Raw genomic sequence first — 14,832 nt, forward strand, 5'->3', positions numbered from 1 at the left:
CACTATTACATCAATCAATAATTTATCGCTTAAATAAATTTTTAATTAAAAACCATACATTCGCCGGTCGTTCGGCAAGTCTTCTCATATAATAACCATACCAGTCTGTCCCATAAGGTACATATACACGCAATGGATATCCTTGTTCGCTAAGCTCCATTTGCCGATCTGTCCGAATACCATATAACATTTGAAATTCATATTTTTCTTTTGGAATGTCTAATTCCTCTACTAACTGTTTCGTATATTCTATGATCGCATCATCATGGGTTGCAACAGCTGTAAAATTTCCATTTTCCATATGAATCCGAATGATTTTTTTAAAATTATCGTCTACATCTTTTTTTTCAGGAAAAGCAACTTCTGAAGATTCTTTATAAGCTCCTTTTACGAGGCGCAGACTTGCAGAATATGTATCTAAGTCTTTTATATCATCTTCAGCCCTGTATAAATAAGCTTGGATAACCGTCCCTAAATGTTCATATTCCTTTCTAAAAGTTTTATAGATTTGCAACGTCTTTTCACAACGCTCATAATCTTCCATATCAATTGTAACAAACACTTGATGTTCTCTCGCTTTATCAATAATGCGCCTAAAATTACTCATAACTAACTCTTCTGATATATCTAAACCTAAAGAAGTTAATTTTAAGGAAACTTGTGCATTTAGTTTTTCCTTACCTATCGCCTCAATTGTTTTTATCGTTTGATCTGTCATATTATTTGCTTCTGCTTCACTATTCACAAATTCACCTAAGTAGTCAACTGTGACGACTAGACCTTTTTGATTCAAATCTTTTATCACTTCAACAGCCTGGTCAACCGTTTCACCAGCTACAAATCGGGATGCCCCTAGACGCAGGCCATATTTTTTAGCCAACCTAGTTAATGTGTTATTTTTTGATAAAAATAAGAAGAAATTACGTAACAAGTTTTCCACGTTGCATCTCCCCCTTGCAAAACAAAAATTATTGAATTTTAAAAAAGTTTATACTCATATAATTTTATCACAGAATAAAAACAACGTATATGGAAACGTTTTCGGAATTAAAATATATTTTTTCTTTTTCCCAACTTAAAAACCTTCTTAAATTTTTACATAGTTTTTGATATAGATGGAAACCTATATTTGATAAAAATTTGTTTAAGGAGGTTTAACATGAATCAACAACATATGCAGCAAAGCGGGCAACCAATGATGATGACTCCCCCGGAAGTTGTAACAGTAAAAGATTCTTTATATTTAACAGACATGCTTTCTTGGAATTTATTAGCGATGAAAAAGGCTCATTTTTATGCTCAACATTGCCGAGATCCTGAAATTAAAGCTGCTATAGATAAAGTAGGAATGATGCATCAAAAACATTATCAAAAAATACTGCAACATTTAAATAAGCAAAGCAATCAACCACCACCAATGGTCGGCAAACAACAATAAATATATTTTCAAACCCATATCTCTATAAGTCTCTAACTAAAAAGGAGGTTAAAAATGAATCAACAAAATCAATCAAATAAAATTCAAAATCCTGCAGTACAAATAGAAAAATCGCCACAAATGAACGATCGCGATTTTGCTAATGATATGTTGGCAACGGAAAAGTACTTAACCGATGCTTATAGTACCGCTTTAAATGAGGCAAGTCATCAGTCTTTATATCAAGATATCCTTTCCATATTCACGGAAACGCAAAATAGTCAGCGAGAATTATTTGAATTGATGTTTAAAAAAGGGTGGTATGGCTTTGATGCAGCCGAAACCCAAAAGCTGCAACAATCCTACCAGCAATTCCAAGGCTATACGAACCAGTTTCCTTACAATAATCAGCATTTGCAGTAAATTACATAGGGGTTGTCCAATAAGTCAAAATACCAACATTTTTAAGTAAAATTGGCGGCGACTCTAGCGGGATAAGCGTGAGTCTTGAGCCCCGCAGGCGAGCTTGCGTGGCGAGGAGGCTCAATCCACGCCCGCAGAAGCGTCCGCCAACTGAACGACGTCTTAAATCAAAAGTGTTCGGAAAAGTGACTTTATGGACAACTCCTTCTTTATTTTTAAAATAGAGATTTTCTTCATATAATAAATTTCCCTCTACAACCTCAGCTCTTTTCATACTTTATAAAAACTTTACAAAATAAATCAGAAAATATTGGATATCTGCCACTTTTTTCATTATTATTAATGTATATTGAATCGGAAGGAGTATACGGCATTGTTCAAGTCAAAATTGCAATTTTGGACTTTAGAAATTTTATTAATAGTAGCGATAATCTACATACTAACGAAAATTTCCTTTTTATTTGATCCAGTAGTTGTTTTTATGTCCACCCTATTTTTCCCATTATTAATTGCTGGGTTCCTTTACTTTTTATTTAATCCGCTCGTTTCTATAGTCCATAATAAGTTAAAGGTTCCACGAACAATAGGCATTATCATACTCTACCTTTTATTCATTGGGTTACTTGTATTTTTAATTGCTACTGTCGTTCCAATAATCACACGACAAATTAAAGAATTAATTAACGATATTCCATTCTTTATTAACGAAATTCAACTATTTATTGAAGAAGTTATCCATTCGGAAGCTTTTCATTGGGTACAAACACAGCAATATGTCGAAATCGACCAAATTATGAATTCTTTATCCAGCTATTTAACAGCAATTCCGTCGACAATTACAGGTAGTATTTCAGGACTCTTCGGGGTTATAACAAATATGGCAGTCGTCGTCGTAACTGTCCCATTTCTCCTATTCTTTTTACTTAAAGATGGGCACAAGCTACCAAATGCGATTATGCGATTCATTCCGAGTTCTTATCGTAAAGAAGGTTTATTAATATTAAAAGATACAACCGACACATTAGCTGCATACATTCAAGGGCAAATGATTGTTTCTCTATGTGTTGGTACATTATCGTATATTGGTTATTTAATCATTGGTTTAGATTATGCTTTAATTTTAGCAATTGCGGTTGCCTTAACTAATATTATTCCATATCTCGGACCAATTTTAGGGGCTGCACCAGCTGTTATTGTTGCAATGTTCGAATCACCATTAATGGTTGGGCTTGTTATTATTGTGGCAGTGATTGCACAACAAATTGAAAGTAATCTTATCTCACCGCTTGTTATTGGAAAGCGTTTAGACACACATCCAGCGACAATCATCATTATTTTATTAGTTGCTGGAAATCTCGCTGGGGTACTAGGTATGATTCTTGGGGTACCGGTGTACGCCGTATGTAAAACAATTGTGTTAAATATTGTACGTTTAATTAAACTTCATCGAAATTACAAAAAAGAACTAGAAGCAGAAGCACCGAAAGAAATATAAATGATAAACAGTAAAGGGTTGTCCTACTTTCTCATGACAACCCTTTTTCACTTATATAACTTTTTATTAAATTTCTTTTTATAAAATAAATGTATCGATCTCTTTTACCAAATTCACTAAATCTGGTTTACTAATTTGCGCACTAGCTCCTACGGCTTCACCTTTATGATATAAATCCTCAGTAATTAAAGATGAGAAAATAATAACAGGAATATCTTTTAGTTTTGAATGATTTTTCACACGAAACGTTAAATGGTGACCGTCCATTTGTGGCATTTCAATATCTGTTATTAGTAAGTGAATTTTATCAGTCGGACTAATTGTATCATCTGAAGCATAGTTTTCTAAGTAGTCCCATGCTTCTTGCCCATTTTGGAAAAATGTTACATTTTCATAACCAGCTTCTAATAATGTGTCCTTCAATAATGCACGTAAAACACCGGAATCTTCAGCAACAACAATTTTCTTCGAGGAACGATCACGAGGACCAAGTACTTTAATGCTGTCAGCACTGCCACCTAATTCTGGATTAATTTCAACAACTATTTTTTCAATATCCAATAACACAGACATTTCATCATTATCCAGTTTAATAATTCCAGTTGCATATGGTTGGTCGCCAATTGTTAATTCATTTGGCTTTTCAATTTGTTTCCAAGTAATACGGCTTATTCGATCAATTTCATGAACACGGAAAGCAATTTTTGTTTGGTTCAATTCTGCTACAATAAAGCGGTCACTTTCACTAATTTCATACGGTGCATTAATAACTTGCGCTAAATTAACGACAGCAATAATCTCTCCGCGTAAGTTTATAATCCCTTCCACAGCTTCATGAGAATTTGGAATTTTTGTAATCGGTGCTGGCATAATAATTTCTCGAACCTTTAAGACGTTAATGGCATATTTTTGATTGCCTATTTTAAACAAAATAATCTCTAATTCATTTGTCCCACTTTGTAACAAAATTCCGTCCTTATTTTCCATATTTATATTCCTCCACCCTACTATACTTAAAAGAGAATCTATTAAACTGTTTATTTTATCGGTACAAAAGTAGTAACTTTTTAACTTTAAATTAAAGTTTAATATACTTATATTTTATCATTAATCTATCATTTTTATTGATAAATTTCGACAAATTATGTAAATACCCTGTAATCGATGTATTAAACTTAGTATAAAATACGCAACCTGTATCCAGAAACATAAAATTATAAAAACTATTACAAAAATAGTATAATAAAATAAAACATAATTAATTCTAGGGTTGCGAGAAATTGGATTCCCTACCATTAAAAAGGTCGGTGATTGCCTATGAAATTATTTTCTTTTAGGAAAAAAACACCAAGATTGGAAGTTTGTACAAATAATCTTGATTTGTTTTTTGATGATGAAATGATAGAAAAATTAGAGGACTTGATCGATGAAAAGGGGATAAAAGCAAAGGAAATGGATTGTTTAGATTACTGTGATGAGTGTACATGTCAGCCCCATGCGATATTAAATAAAAAATATGTACAGGCCAATGAACCGAACGAACTAATAAATCTTATTCGGGAAAAAATCTCGTAACAAGAAAGGATGTCAAAAAGCCATTCCATCTACATTTTTTTACAATTATGTGGAGTGACCTTTAGACATCCTAAAATTTATTCTTCATCTGAATCTGAACGAAAATCATTAAAGTATCGCATCCGTTTAATTCGATCTTCTTCTTGTAGAAACTTTACAAAATTTTCCATCGCTGCAACGGGTTTGTCGCTAACAATGCGCAGATAATGTTTTTTCCGCTCCTCAGTCATAATTGTACTTTTATTAATTCTATCTTTAATGTAGCGGAGACCTATATTTTGAATTTCTTTACGATTAATTTTTGCCTCTTTTAATAAAGCAAAGCCAAAGGCGCCTACAATCGCAAAAATAAACAACATAATATATATATCTGTATCTTTAGGTGTAAAAAATAGCAGCATAATTAAATTTAATACAGCTATTCCTATGAGTGGAAATGTCCAGAACATATATTTCGAGGTTTTCTTAGCAAGGGGTAAAATTAACTTTTGAATTTGTTCGATTTCCTTTTTTATATTTTCCGGAAAACTATTCATTAAAAAGTTATCCAATATCATCATCCTTTATAAAAAATCTATATTAATCCAATATTATTCTTTTAGTAAAGAACTTTTAGATTCAATTTATTCTAATTAAACCAAAAATATGCTAAAAAGGGAAGTGAAAGGACTGACTTGTTTGAGTCAAGTATTTATAGGCAGTTTTTTTCACACCTTAAATTTGAAAGCGGATTCAAACTCTTAGGATACTCTCTTGGTAAGAATTTTGCCTTTTTTAAAAGCCAGACAACTCTTTTAATGCTTTGTAAACTGGTATGCTTGAAGCATACGACGCTGAAACCGATCGCTTACGAAGGCAAGTCGAAGAACAAAAGTTATTAATGAGAGAAAATGTCGCAAGTGCCTCACAAAATCTTGCGGCCATTTCCGAAGAAACGAATGCCTCATTTCACGAGTTGAATGCCCAATCCGATAAGATTATGTCACTCGCGAGTTCGGGAACAGCGTTGTCAACTCTGGCAGAAGAATGTGCCCATAAAGGAAAAGAACAACTTTCTACACAGAGTTCCAACATGTTTAATATAAATGATGCCATCAACGATATTTCAAATGATGTGAACGTATTATTAGATATATCCAAACGCATGCAAGAAATCATAAATATTGTCACTGGGATTGCAGACCAAACCAACCTTTTATCCTTAAATGCGGCGATTGAAGCAGCCAGGGCTGGTGAATATGGGAAAGGATTTGCGGTGGTAGCAGGAGAAGTGAGGAAATTATCTGAGGAAACGAAAAAATCCGTAACGAACGTATCCACTTTGATTTCAGACACAAGTTCTCAAGTGCAAAAATTGACGGACTCTCTTGAGAAAATAAGAAAGGCCGTAACAGACGGCAATAGTTATATGAAGGAAACAGAAGATCATTTTGAACAGATCCTTTCAACCATGAGAGAAACGAAAATTCATAATGATAATATAGCAGCTGAACTTCTCTCCCTCACTAATGTGATAAATGAATTAGGAAAGGCCTTTGAGGAGGTCGCTCTTTCCGCAGACAGTTTAACCATGCTTACACAACAGTTAGATTAATAGGAGCGATCTAATAAATGAAACTTATGCAGAAAATACCGATACAACTATCAAGCTATTTAGCGTTAGCTGATGCTGTTGTTATTACTGACAAGAATCACATCATTGTAGATATTAACGAACAATATGAAAATATCACAGGGTATTCGAGAAATAGAATTGTGGGATTAAAAGCCGGCTTCCTAAAATCAAAGCTCACTCCCAAGTCTACACATAAGTCATTAAAGTATGAATTGCAACAAAACAAGCCGTGGTCAGGGGTGTTGATAAACCGAAAGAAGTCGGGAGAATTATGGCATTCCTCCATCACTATAACCCCTGTGGTTATTGAGGGATGCACCTATTATATTGGGGTCTTCCGCGAATTGGAACAATTACAACAAGGTATATACATTTCTGAGGATAAAAAGTGGAAACGCAAAGGGAATTGCTGAAAGTTCTTGCCATTTCCTGTGAGATTCGAGACCCTGGCATTGAAGAACATTTAATCAGGGTACAGGAATTATTAAACCATTGTCAAGACTAGTAACTAAAACCGTGTGCGTCCATAATAGCTCTTTTTTCCATCCTGGTACTCCTTGACACGTCATTTTCTGTTCCAATCCAATCTACCTAAAAATCTTTAAATTTCTTGTTGCATATATTATACAATGTAGTAAAATACATTATGTGAAACGTTTCACTAAGTTTTTATGAGAAAGAATTTCTGCTAATCCTCTAACACTATATTATTTTATCCCTATTTGTGATTTTTTTCACAAACAGGGTGCTTGGTTAGTATTTTACTTAGATTTTCGAGTTTATAAGGAAAGGAAGTACGATGAATCGCTAGGAAATGAACCAAATAAGCTGCTGGTAGCTAGACTGCTAACGATGCTGTTTTAGATATCACCTGATTCAAATTGAGAACTGGATATGTTTAGTAGCTAAGAAGATGGAAATAATAAATACCAAACAGGAAATGCTGAATATTAAATCATAATGATAACTGGAGGTAATGACGATGAATATTACATTGGGAAATAAAGTGGTCCTAGTTGGGACAGGTGCAGTGGGATCAAGCTATGCCTATACGATCATGAACCAAGGGATATGTGACGAATTAGTAATGGTAGATATGAATGAAGCCAAAGCGAAAGGCGATGTAATGGACCTGAACCATGGGATCGTTTATGCCCCTTCCACCATGAAAATCAGATTCGGCACCTATGAGGATTGTAAGGATGCTGCTATTGTGGTGATTTGTGCGGGGGCTGCACAGAAACCAGGCGAAACGCGACTTGACCTGGTAAGCAAAAACCTTAAGATATTTGAGTCGATTGTGAAAAACGTGATGGATGCTGGGTTTAACGGGATTTTCTTGATAGCCACCAACCCCGTAGACATCCTGGCTTATGCAACCTGGAGATTTTCTGGTTTACCTAAGGAAAGGGTGATTGGTTCAGGCACAATCTTAGATTCTGCGAGATTCCGTTATTTATTGAGTCAAGAATTCGGTGTAGCGCCGACAAGCGTCCATGCTTATATCATCGGAGAACATGGTGATTCCGCACTCCCGGTATGGAGCACAGCCAATATCTCAGGGAATCCTATCGCACCCGATTTGTCAGAAGATAGAAAAGAAGAGATATTTGTGCAGGTACGAGATGCAGCTTATAAAATTATTGAATTAAAAGGGGCTACCTATTATGGAATCGCTATGGGACTGGCCAGGATTACAAAGGCAATCCTCCAAAATGAAGAAGTTGTATTGCCAGTGGGATCCCTGTTGGAAGGAGAATACGGCCATCATAATGTGTATGTCGGGGTCCCTACCATCATCAACCGCACAGGCAGAAAAAGCATCGTCCAGCTTTCATTAAATGACATTGAGAAAGAAAAGCTCGCCCTTTCCGTCAAGACATTGAAAGAGATTCAAACGCCATTTTGGGAATAGTTCCATGTAAAAGAAGGAAATCGGTTATAAAGGAGTAATATGCCATGTTGGTGAAAACGTTCAATCCGTTTGATAATCTGCTGATCTCATCTCTGGTCGCGGCGATTCCGATCATTCTGTTTCTTTTATGTTTGACAATCTTTAAGATGAAAGGTATCAATGCCGCCCTATTGAATTTATGTGTTACTTTTTTGATTTCACTGGTCATATTTGATTTGCCTTTTGGTGAATCCATTGGAGGTGTCATACAAGGAGTCATTCAAGGAATATGGCCGATCGGGTATATTATTGTCATGGCGGTTTGGCTATATAAAATTGCTGTTGAATCAGGAAAATTTGATGTATTGCGCGAAAGCATTGCCGGCATTTCACAGGACCAGCGTCTGCAGCTTTTATTGATTGGTTTCTGTTTTAATGCATTTCTTGAAGGGGCTGCAGGTTTCGGGGTCCCTATCGCAATTTGTGCCGTTCTATTAGTCTCTTTGGGGTTCAATGCGTTGCAAGCAGCCATGCTTTGTCTGGTTGCAAATGCTGCTTCAGGAGCGTTTGGAGCCATTGGAATTCCGGTTGCCATTACAGGAACGTTAAATTTGGAAGGCAACGTGACTTCCATGGATGTGTCCATGATGACAACTCTTACCCTACCTATTATTAATTTTACCATTCCATTTCTACTTATCTGGTTAGTTGACGGATTTAAAGGGGTTAAAGAAATATTGCCAGCCATATTGGTCGTATCAGGTACATATACAGCCACCCAGGCTCTCATTACCTTATTTTTAGGCCCGGAATTGGCTAATATCATTCCTTCTTTATTGACTATGGGAGTCTTGGCTTTATTCTTAAGGAAATGGAAGCCAAAGCATATCTTCTTATTAAACAATGAAGAAGTTAAGGTTAAAAAACATCCAGTTGGAGAGATCATCAAGGCCTGGTCCCCTTTTTACCTATTAAGTATTTTCGTCCTGCTTTGGAGCCTGCCGGCGTTCAAAAGTTTATTCATGGAGGGCGGAGCCCTGGATTTCACTAAATTGACATTCGGGATACCCGGCTCCACGCTGAGTTCAAGCATCGATTTAATCAGCGCCACAGGCACAGCGATATTATTGGCAGGATTAATAACCATTCTGACGACAAAATCTATAAGTTTTTCAAAAGGGTTCATGCTCTTTAAAAGAACGGTTTCCGAATTTTGGATCCCTATTTTGATGATATGTGCCATTCTCGGAATTGCTAAATTAATGACCTATGCAGGATTAACTAACGCATTGGGTGAAGCAGTGGCAACGACGGGAGATGTCTTCCCGCTATTATCACCAATATTAGGATGGATTGGCGTATTTATGACCGGGTCAGTCGTAAACAACAACACGTTGTTTGCTCCCATCCAGGCTACGGCGGCGAATATCATAGGGACGAATTCGTCTTTATTGGTTTCTGCTAACACTGCAGGGGGAGTCATGGCGAAACTCATTTCTCCCCAGTCTATCGCGATTGCAACAGCAGCTGTGGGAGAGACGGGAAACGAAGCCGCTTTAACAAAAATGACCTTAAAATACAGCATAAGCTTGTTAATCTTTGTCTGTATCTGGACGTTCCTATTATCGTTCCTATTTTGAAATGAGCTCAACTAATCCCCCATCCTCACTATGTTCGTTGAGTATGGGGGATTCCTGCATACAGAAATTCATACATAGATCCTTTTCAATTGATCGTCCACAAATTTTTATCTATGTTGTGTTTGACAACTTTTTATAAATAATTATCAGTTTGGGTCTAATATGACAAAAACTATTCTGTATTTTTCCTCTATTTATACATTATATCATCTCTTAGTGAAGCAACTTTGCTTAGAGCCGTATCTATATCTGCTTCATCTACTCCAAAATGGGCAAGAGAATCGTGAAGATGTTTTACAATAGCATCAAAATGGGCTGGCTGTATATTCATTCCTTCATGTGCTTTTGCCATAGATTTTCCTGAATACTGGTTGGGACCACCTAACGCAAAGCTGATAAATTTTGTTTGATGGCCAATTTGTTTTTTCATATCTGTATGTTCAAAAAAGGGATTAACCGTTTCATCTTTTAGAACCAGTCCATGATAAAAATAATCCACAACTTTTGCAATGGCTTCTTCTCCGCCTAATTTTTCATAAAGGGTTTGTTCCATAGGAATAGGAAATTCACCAGCGACAGCAAGTCATTTTTCAGACTTATATAAGCTGACTGACCAAAATAACGTTGGCTCTTAAAAAGTTTTATTAACCTATCATAGGAGGAATAGTATCAGCTCCATCTTTGATAACAATTGGTGGTGTATCATAAATATATGGCGGTACTGGAGAAAGTTTTGTTTTTTTCACAAATGGGATCAGATTTTTATCATATACTAACCTTTTTGTTAAAAGATATATTTTAAATATATCTTTAAAAAAGTGGTCACACTCTAGAGATGAAACGGTTGATTACATGCTGCATAACAATATTTTAGGACAAGTTCCTCTCCTCTGTGTAAACAGAATCTGTCTTTCCATTATGCTTTAGAACAATTTTTTATGTGCATTAACATATAAGATCACTCTCCGAGGCCTGTTGAGTTTCTAATTCACCTACCTGAAAGCGATACTCACTGTTTTAACATTTTGTGTACTGGTTTCTGCAAAAATGATAACTGATACAGTAAATGCTGACTATCCTTAACAATTAGCCGCCCTGAGGCGTTTTTTGAAAAATAACGATTCATTTTAAATACAGGTTAAAAATAATATTAAGAGCAGTTGTTTTCTTGTCTAGTCATTCATTCAACCCGGTTACGCCCTTTATATTTAGCTTGGTAAAGGGCTTTATCTGCTCCACAAATTAAATCAAGTGGAGTAAGTGTTGACGGATTGCCTCATGACTAATAACCCGATAGCCTAAAAGGGGTTCTAACGTACTGGCTGCTTTTCGATAGGAAGGTCCCTGAACAGCTAATTCAATAGCTACCTCCTCAATCAATGGGCTAAAAGAACCTGCATCCTCAAACTCTAAATAACGATCAAGGAGAAAAACATATTCCCCTGTCTCCCGGTCACGGTAATAATTACGATTTAATTCAATCTCTCCGAAGAGACTAGTTATATGATATTTTCTTTTATCAATGAGTCGATAGCGTTTTTTATCTCGTTCTTCTGCAATCTGTTGATCCATATCCTCCAAAATATTTTTCATAACGCTGGAGAAGGTATCTTGTAATTGCCTCCAAACCATTTGCTCAATTTCTTTTAAATTTGGATATTTTGTGATATTCTTTTCCATGAGGGATACTCCTTTCTCGGTAATGGTTGTTTTGGTTGACTATCATTCTACCAAGGAGTACCCTCTTTTTCATTATATCTGCTTTTTTCCTACCGCGCTTCCGCTTGCTTGCCCCTTCATTTAGTGAACTCACTACGTTCGTTCACTAAATGAAGGGGACAAAATTTATTTCCGCCCACAATAATTTTACTCATACGACTGACTTGTTAATAAAAATACAAACTTACTTTTGAAATTTATGTCACTTTTAATTTCACAAAAGAAAAAGCTGCCTATAAGACAGCTATACATAAACAACAATTTACTTATTCAAAATCAATTTATACATTTGAATAATAACTAAAGGTAATAATGATAAACCTAAAATTGTCCAATATTGGTTTGCTTGTAATGGAACAACTTCAAAAATTCCCATTACCCCTGGGGTAAAGATAACTAGTGCTAATAATAGGATGCCGACAATGACTGCTCCCCATACAAATTTATTTTTAAATATACCTGATTTAAAAATCGATTGATTCGTACGGCAATTAAAACTATGCAGTAAGCGAGATAAACAAAGGGTAGCAAAGGCCATTGTCATGGCAGTTAACCCTCCATCATCGACTTGTAGGCCGATTAAAAAGGCAGCTATAACACTAATGGAAATAATAACGCCACCGATAAGAACTTCTGTCATAAACCGTTTATTTAATAATGGTTCATTAATATTCCGTGGCTTTTGTTTCATCAAACTTGGATCCATCGGCTCTAATCCAATTCCGATTGCAGGTAAACTATCCGTTAATAAGTTAATAAACAATAGTTGTACTGGAGCAAAAGGAACGGGATAACCACCTAATGAAGCAAACAGCACAGTAATAATGGCCGCCGTATTCCCTGATAGTAAAAATTTAATTGCATTTTTTATATTAGCATAAATGCTTCGACCGTTAGAGATTGCTTTCACAATAGTAGAGAAGTTGTCATCCGTTAAAACCATGGCGGCCGCATCTTTAGCAACTTCAGTACCCGTTATCCCCATCGCAATTCCAATATCCGATTGTTTTAAGGCTGGTGCATCATTAACTCCATCCCCAGTCATGGCAACGAGGTGCCCTGTATCTTGCCAAGCCCTAACAATACGAATTTTATGTTCAGGTGAAACCCGGGCATAAACAGATATATTTTTCACACGCTTCCGTAACTCTTCATCACTCATTTTCTCTACTTCTGCACCTTCAACCGCTTCTCCGCCCTCAGATAAAATACCAATTTGTTTCGCAATAGCTGAAGCAGTCACTTTATGGTCTCCCGTAATCATAACCGGTGTAATACCTGCGGCCTTTGCTTTTTCTACCGCATCTTTCGACTCGGGTCTCGGTGGGTCCATCATCGCTAAAAGTCCTACAAAAATTAAATCATATTCATCATTAGGTGAGACATTTTGGTGGTCCGAAAGTACTTTATAACCAAGGGCTAATACACGAAGACCCCCTCTAGAAAATTCAAGATTGGCTTGTAAAATATTATTCCGATCCTCGTCGGTTAAATCTCGAATTCCATTTGATGTTGCCATTTTTACAACTCGACTAAGGAGTACATCAGGCGCCCCCTTCGTAATCATCCGTATTTCATTATTAATGTTATGTACTGTACTCATTAATTTACGATCAGAATCAAAAGGCACTTCCGCTATCCTCGGATATTGTTTCCGTATATCCAATTCATCATCTAACCCAATTTTTTCAGCTAAATTAACCATTGCAACTTCAGTTGGGTCACCTATTTCCTTCCCATCATCAGTAATCGCATCATTACATAAAATCGACATCGTAACAAATTTTTTTCCAAACTCGTTATTCACATTCCAAGTATGTTTATCAATAATTTGATTATTGACATATAGTTTTTGGATGACCATTTTATTTTGTGTCAATGTCCCTGTTTTGTCAGAACAAATGACTGACACACTCCCTAAACTTTCAACGGATTGAAGTTTACGAATAATCGCATTCTCTTTAGCAAGCTTTTGTGTTCCAAAGGCAAGAACAATCGTTACAATGGAACTTAAGGCTTCCGGTATTGCTGCAACAGCTAATGATACGGAAAACATAAAAGAATCAACTAATTCCCGTCCGCGAAACATATCGAGTGCAAAAATGACAATCGCAATGATAATAACTACGATGGCTAACTTTTTACCGAAATTATCGAGGCTCACTTGTAACGGTGTTTTCTTTTCCTTTGCACTACCTAATAATTTGGCAATTTTACCAATTTCTGTATTCATGCCAATCCCCGTTACAACCATCGTTCCCCGACCATAAGTAACAAAACTACCTGAAAAGGCCATGTTTGTTCGGTCCCCAATGCCGACTTCTTCCGGAATCGCTTCAACCGTCTTATTTACACTTTCTGATTCACCCGTTAATGAACTTTCATTAATTTGTAAACTAGCACTTTCAATGACTCGACCGTCCGCACTAACATAGTCCCCTGCTTCTAAAAATAATACATCCCCAACAAGAACTTCTTTTGAAGGGACTTCGACCTTTTTCCCATCACGCAAAACTTTCGCAGATGGGGATGATAAGGCTTTTAAACTATTTAAAGATTGTTCAGCTTTAACATGTTGAACTGTTCCTAATATCGCATTTAAAATTAACACAACTAATATGACAATTGAACTTTCAAATTCACCAATAAACGCAGAAACCATTGCAGCCACTAATAATATAATGACAAGAAAATCTTTAAATTGGTCAAAAAACACTTGGATTGTACTTTTTTTCTCTACTTCTTCCAATTCATTAAAGCCGTATTGTTGTCTTCTTTTTTCCACTTCTACATTCGTTAAACCTTGTTCTGTAATGCCTAATTCTTTTAATGTATCTTGAATGGACTTTTTATAAAAATGCGTCATCACTCATTCTCCTTTTCCGTTAACTTCCATAATTATATAGTTTTATCAATTGGAATTTTTATGTATAGAACTTCCTAAACTTATTTATCCAAAATTTAGAAAAACAAAAAAGCGTTATAATCAGGAAATATTTTCCTAATTATAACGCAACAATTAATGATATATAGGAGTAAACTTTTTAAATTTAT

General features: G+C 35.7%; 15 protein-coding genes. 8 read left to right on the forward strand and 7 right to left on the reverse strand.

Going from position 1 to position 14,832, the window contains the following annotated elements:
• Window positions 1–22 precede the first annotated feature (22 nt).
• A complete protein-coding gene (locus GW534_RS03885) occupies window positions 23–940 on the reverse strand; it encodes a proline dehydrogenase family protein (protein ID WP_161919739.1) in 918 nt (305 codons plus the stop codon).
• A gap of 219 nt (window positions 941–1,159) precedes the next feature.
• On the opposite strand from GW534_RS03885, the gene GW534_RS03890 reads away from it, so the two are divergent.
• Together GW534_RS03890 and GW534_RS03895 are read left to right on the forward strand one after the other, a co-directional pair.
• Window positions 1,160–1,438 carry a hypothetical protein gene (locus tag GW534_RS03890; RefSeq protein WP_161919740.1) on the forward strand — a complete coding sequence of 93 codons (279 nt, stop codon included), beginning with the start codon at window positions 1,160–1,162 and terminating at the stop codon, window positions 1,436–1,438.
• 54 nt (window positions 1,439–1,492) lie between these two features.
• Window positions 1,493–1,840 (forward strand): spore coat protein, encoded by a 348-nt coding sequence (locus GW534_RS03895; RefSeq protein ID WP_161919741.1) that lies wholly within the window; start codon window positions 1,493–1,495, stop codon window positions 1,838–1,840.
• Between the two features lies 1 nt (window position 1,841).
• On the opposite strand, the gene GW534_RS03900 is transcribed toward GW534_RS03895, so the two are convergent.
• A complete protein-coding gene (locus tag GW534_RS03900; protein WP_161919742.1) occupies window positions 1,842–2,114 on the reverse strand; it encodes a hypothetical protein in 273 nt (90 codons plus the stop codon).
• Between the two features lie 99 nt (window positions 2,115–2,213).
• On the opposite strand from GW534_RS03900, the gene GW534_RS03905 reads away from it, so the two are divergent.
• Window positions 2,214–3,335, forward strand: a complete 1,122-nt coding sequence (locus GW534_RS03905) for an AI-2E family transporter (RefSeq protein ID WP_161919743.1) — start codon at window positions 2,214–2,216, stop codon at window positions 3,333–3,335.
• A 78-nt stretch (window positions 3,336–3,413) separates the two neighbouring features.
• Here the strand turns inward: GW534_RS03905 and GW534_RS03910 are convergent, their stop codons facing one another.
• Window positions 3,414–4,322: a chemotaxis protein gene (locus GW534_RS03910; RefSeq protein WP_161919744.1), complete on the reverse strand. Its 909-nt coding sequence runs from the start codon at window positions 4,320–4,322 to the stop codon at window positions 3,414–3,416.
• A gap of 330 nt (window positions 4,323–4,652) precedes the next feature.
• Between GW534_RS03910 and GW534_RS03915 the strand changes: the two genes are divergently transcribed.
• Window positions 4,653–4,910, forward strand: a complete 258-nt coding sequence (locus tag GW534_RS03915; protein WP_161919745.1) for a DUF1450 domain-containing protein — start codon at window positions 4,653–4,655, stop codon at window positions 4,908–4,910.
• 77 nt (window positions 4,911–4,987) lie between these two features.
• Here GW534_RS03915 and GW534_RS03920 read toward each other — a convergent pair whose 3' ends face one another.
• On the reverse strand, window positions 4,988–5,461 hold the full coding sequence (locus GW534_RS03920) for a YwnF family protein (protein ID WP_161919746.1): 474 nt from the start codon (window positions 5,459–5,461) through the stop codon (window positions 4,988–4,990).
• 329 nt (window positions 5,462–5,790) lie between these two features.
• Between GW534_RS03920 and GW534_RS03925 the strand changes: the two genes are divergently transcribed.
• The 4 genes from GW534_RS03925 (at window position 5,791) to GW534_RS03940 (ending at window position 10,059) form a co-directional block, all read left to right on the forward strand.
• A complete protein-coding gene (locus tag GW534_RS03925) occupies window positions 5,791–6,504 on the forward strand; it encodes a methyl-accepting chemotaxis protein (RefSeq protein WP_246203909.1) in 714 nt (237 codons plus the stop codon).
• Window positions 6,505–6,521: 17 nt separating this feature from the next.
• Window positions 6,522–6,938, forward strand: coding sequence for a PAS domain-containing protein (locus GW534_RS03930; protein ID WP_202630817.1), 417 nt, complete (start codon window positions 6,522–6,524; stop codon window positions 6,936–6,938).
• Between the two features lie 569 nt (window positions 6,939–7,507).
• The gene (locus GW534_RS03935) at window positions 7,508–8,440 is read left to right on the forward strand and encodes an L-lactate dehydrogenase (RefSeq protein WP_161919748.1); all 933 of its coding nucleotides are present in this window, start codon (window positions 7,508–7,510) and stop codon (window positions 8,438–8,440) included.
• Between the two features lie 44 nt (window positions 8,441–8,484).
• Window positions 8,485–10,059 carry an L-lactate permease gene (locus GW534_RS03940; protein ID WP_161919749.1) on the forward strand — a complete coding sequence of 525 codons (1,575 nt, stop codon included), beginning with the start codon at window positions 8,485–8,487 and terminating at the stop codon, window positions 10,057–10,059.
• A gap of 190 nt (window positions 10,060–10,249) precedes the next feature.
• On the opposite strand, the gene GW534_RS03945 is transcribed toward GW534_RS03940, so the two are convergent.
• From GW534_RS03945 to GW534_RS03955, 3 genes are all read right to left on the reverse strand, one after another.
• Window positions 10,250–10,612, reverse strand: coding sequence for a group I truncated hemoglobin (locus GW534_RS03945; protein WP_161919750.1), 363 nt, complete (start codon window positions 10,610–10,612; stop codon window positions 10,250–10,252).
• 689 nt (window positions 10,613–11,301) lie between these two features.
• The gene (locus GW534_RS03950) at window positions 11,302–11,739 is read right to left on the reverse strand and encodes a UPF0236 family transposase-like protein (protein ID WP_246203911.1); all 438 of its coding nucleotides are present in this window, start codon (window positions 11,737–11,739) and stop codon (window positions 11,302–11,304) included.
• A gap of 301 nt (window positions 11,740–12,040) precedes the next feature.
• The gene (locus GW534_RS03955; RefSeq protein ID WP_161919751.1) at window positions 12,041–14,644 is read right to left on the reverse strand and encodes a calcium-translocating P-type ATPase, PMCA-type; all 2,604 of its coding nucleotides are present in this window, start codon (window positions 14,642–14,644) and stop codon (window positions 12,041–12,043) included.
• Window positions 14,645–14,832 lie beyond the last annotated feature (188 nt).

The sequence above is a fragment of the Pallidibacillus pasinlerensis genome, from assembly GCF_009996845.1.
GTDB classification, from domain to species: domain Bacteria; phylum Bacillota; class Bacilli; order Bacillales; family Caldibacillaceae; genus Pallidibacillus; species Pallidibacillus pasinlerensis.

Bases quoted from the DNA above. Each gene is read 5' to 3' on its own strand.
- GW534_RS03890 (WP_161919740.1), top strand. From the start codon at position 1,160: ATGAATCAACAACATATGCAGCAAAGCGGGCAACCAATGATGATGACT.
- GW534_RS03895 (WP_161919741.1), top strand. From the start codon at position 1,493: ATGAATCAACAAAATCAATCAAATAAAATTCAAAATCCTGCAGTACAA.
- GW534_RS03900 (WP_161919742.1), bottom strand. From the start codon at position 2,114: ATGAAAAGAGCTGAGGTTGTAGAGGGAAATTTATTATATGAAGAAAAT.
- GW534_RS03910 (WP_161919744.1), bottom strand. From the start codon at position 4,322: ATGGAAAATAAGGACGGAATTTTGTTACAAAGTGGGACAAATGAATTA.
- GW534_RS03915 (WP_161919745.1), top strand. From the start codon at position 4,653: ATGAAATTATTTTCTTTTAGGAAAAAAACACCAAGATTGGAAGTTTGT.
- GW534_RS03925 (WP_246203909.1), top strand. From the start codon at position 5,791: ATGAGAGAAAATGTCGCAAGTGCCTCACAAAATCTTGCGGCCATTTCC.
- GW534_RS03930 (WP_202630817.1), top strand. From the start codon at position 6,522: ATGAAACTTATGCAGAAAATACCGATACAACTATCAAGCTATTTAGCG.
- GW534_RS03935 (WP_161919748.1), top strand. From the start codon at position 7,508: ATGAATATTACATTGGGAAATAAAGTGGTCCTAGTTGGGACAGGTGCA.
- GW534_RS03940 (WP_161919749.1), top strand. From the start codon at position 8,485: ATGTTGGTGAAAACGTTCAATCCGTTTGATAATCTGCTGATCTCATCT.
- GW534_RS03945 (WP_161919750.1), bottom strand. From the start codon at position 10,612: ATGGAACAAACCCTTTATGAAAAATTAGGCGGAGAAGAAGCCATTGCA.
- GW534_RS03950 (WP_246203911.1), bottom strand. From the start codon at position 11,739: ATGGAAAAGAATATCACAAAATATCCAAATTTAAAAGAAATTGAGCAA.
- GW534_RS03955 (WP_161919751.1), bottom strand. From the start codon at position 14,644: ATGACGCATTTTTATAAAAAGTCCATTCAAGATACATTAAAAGAATTA.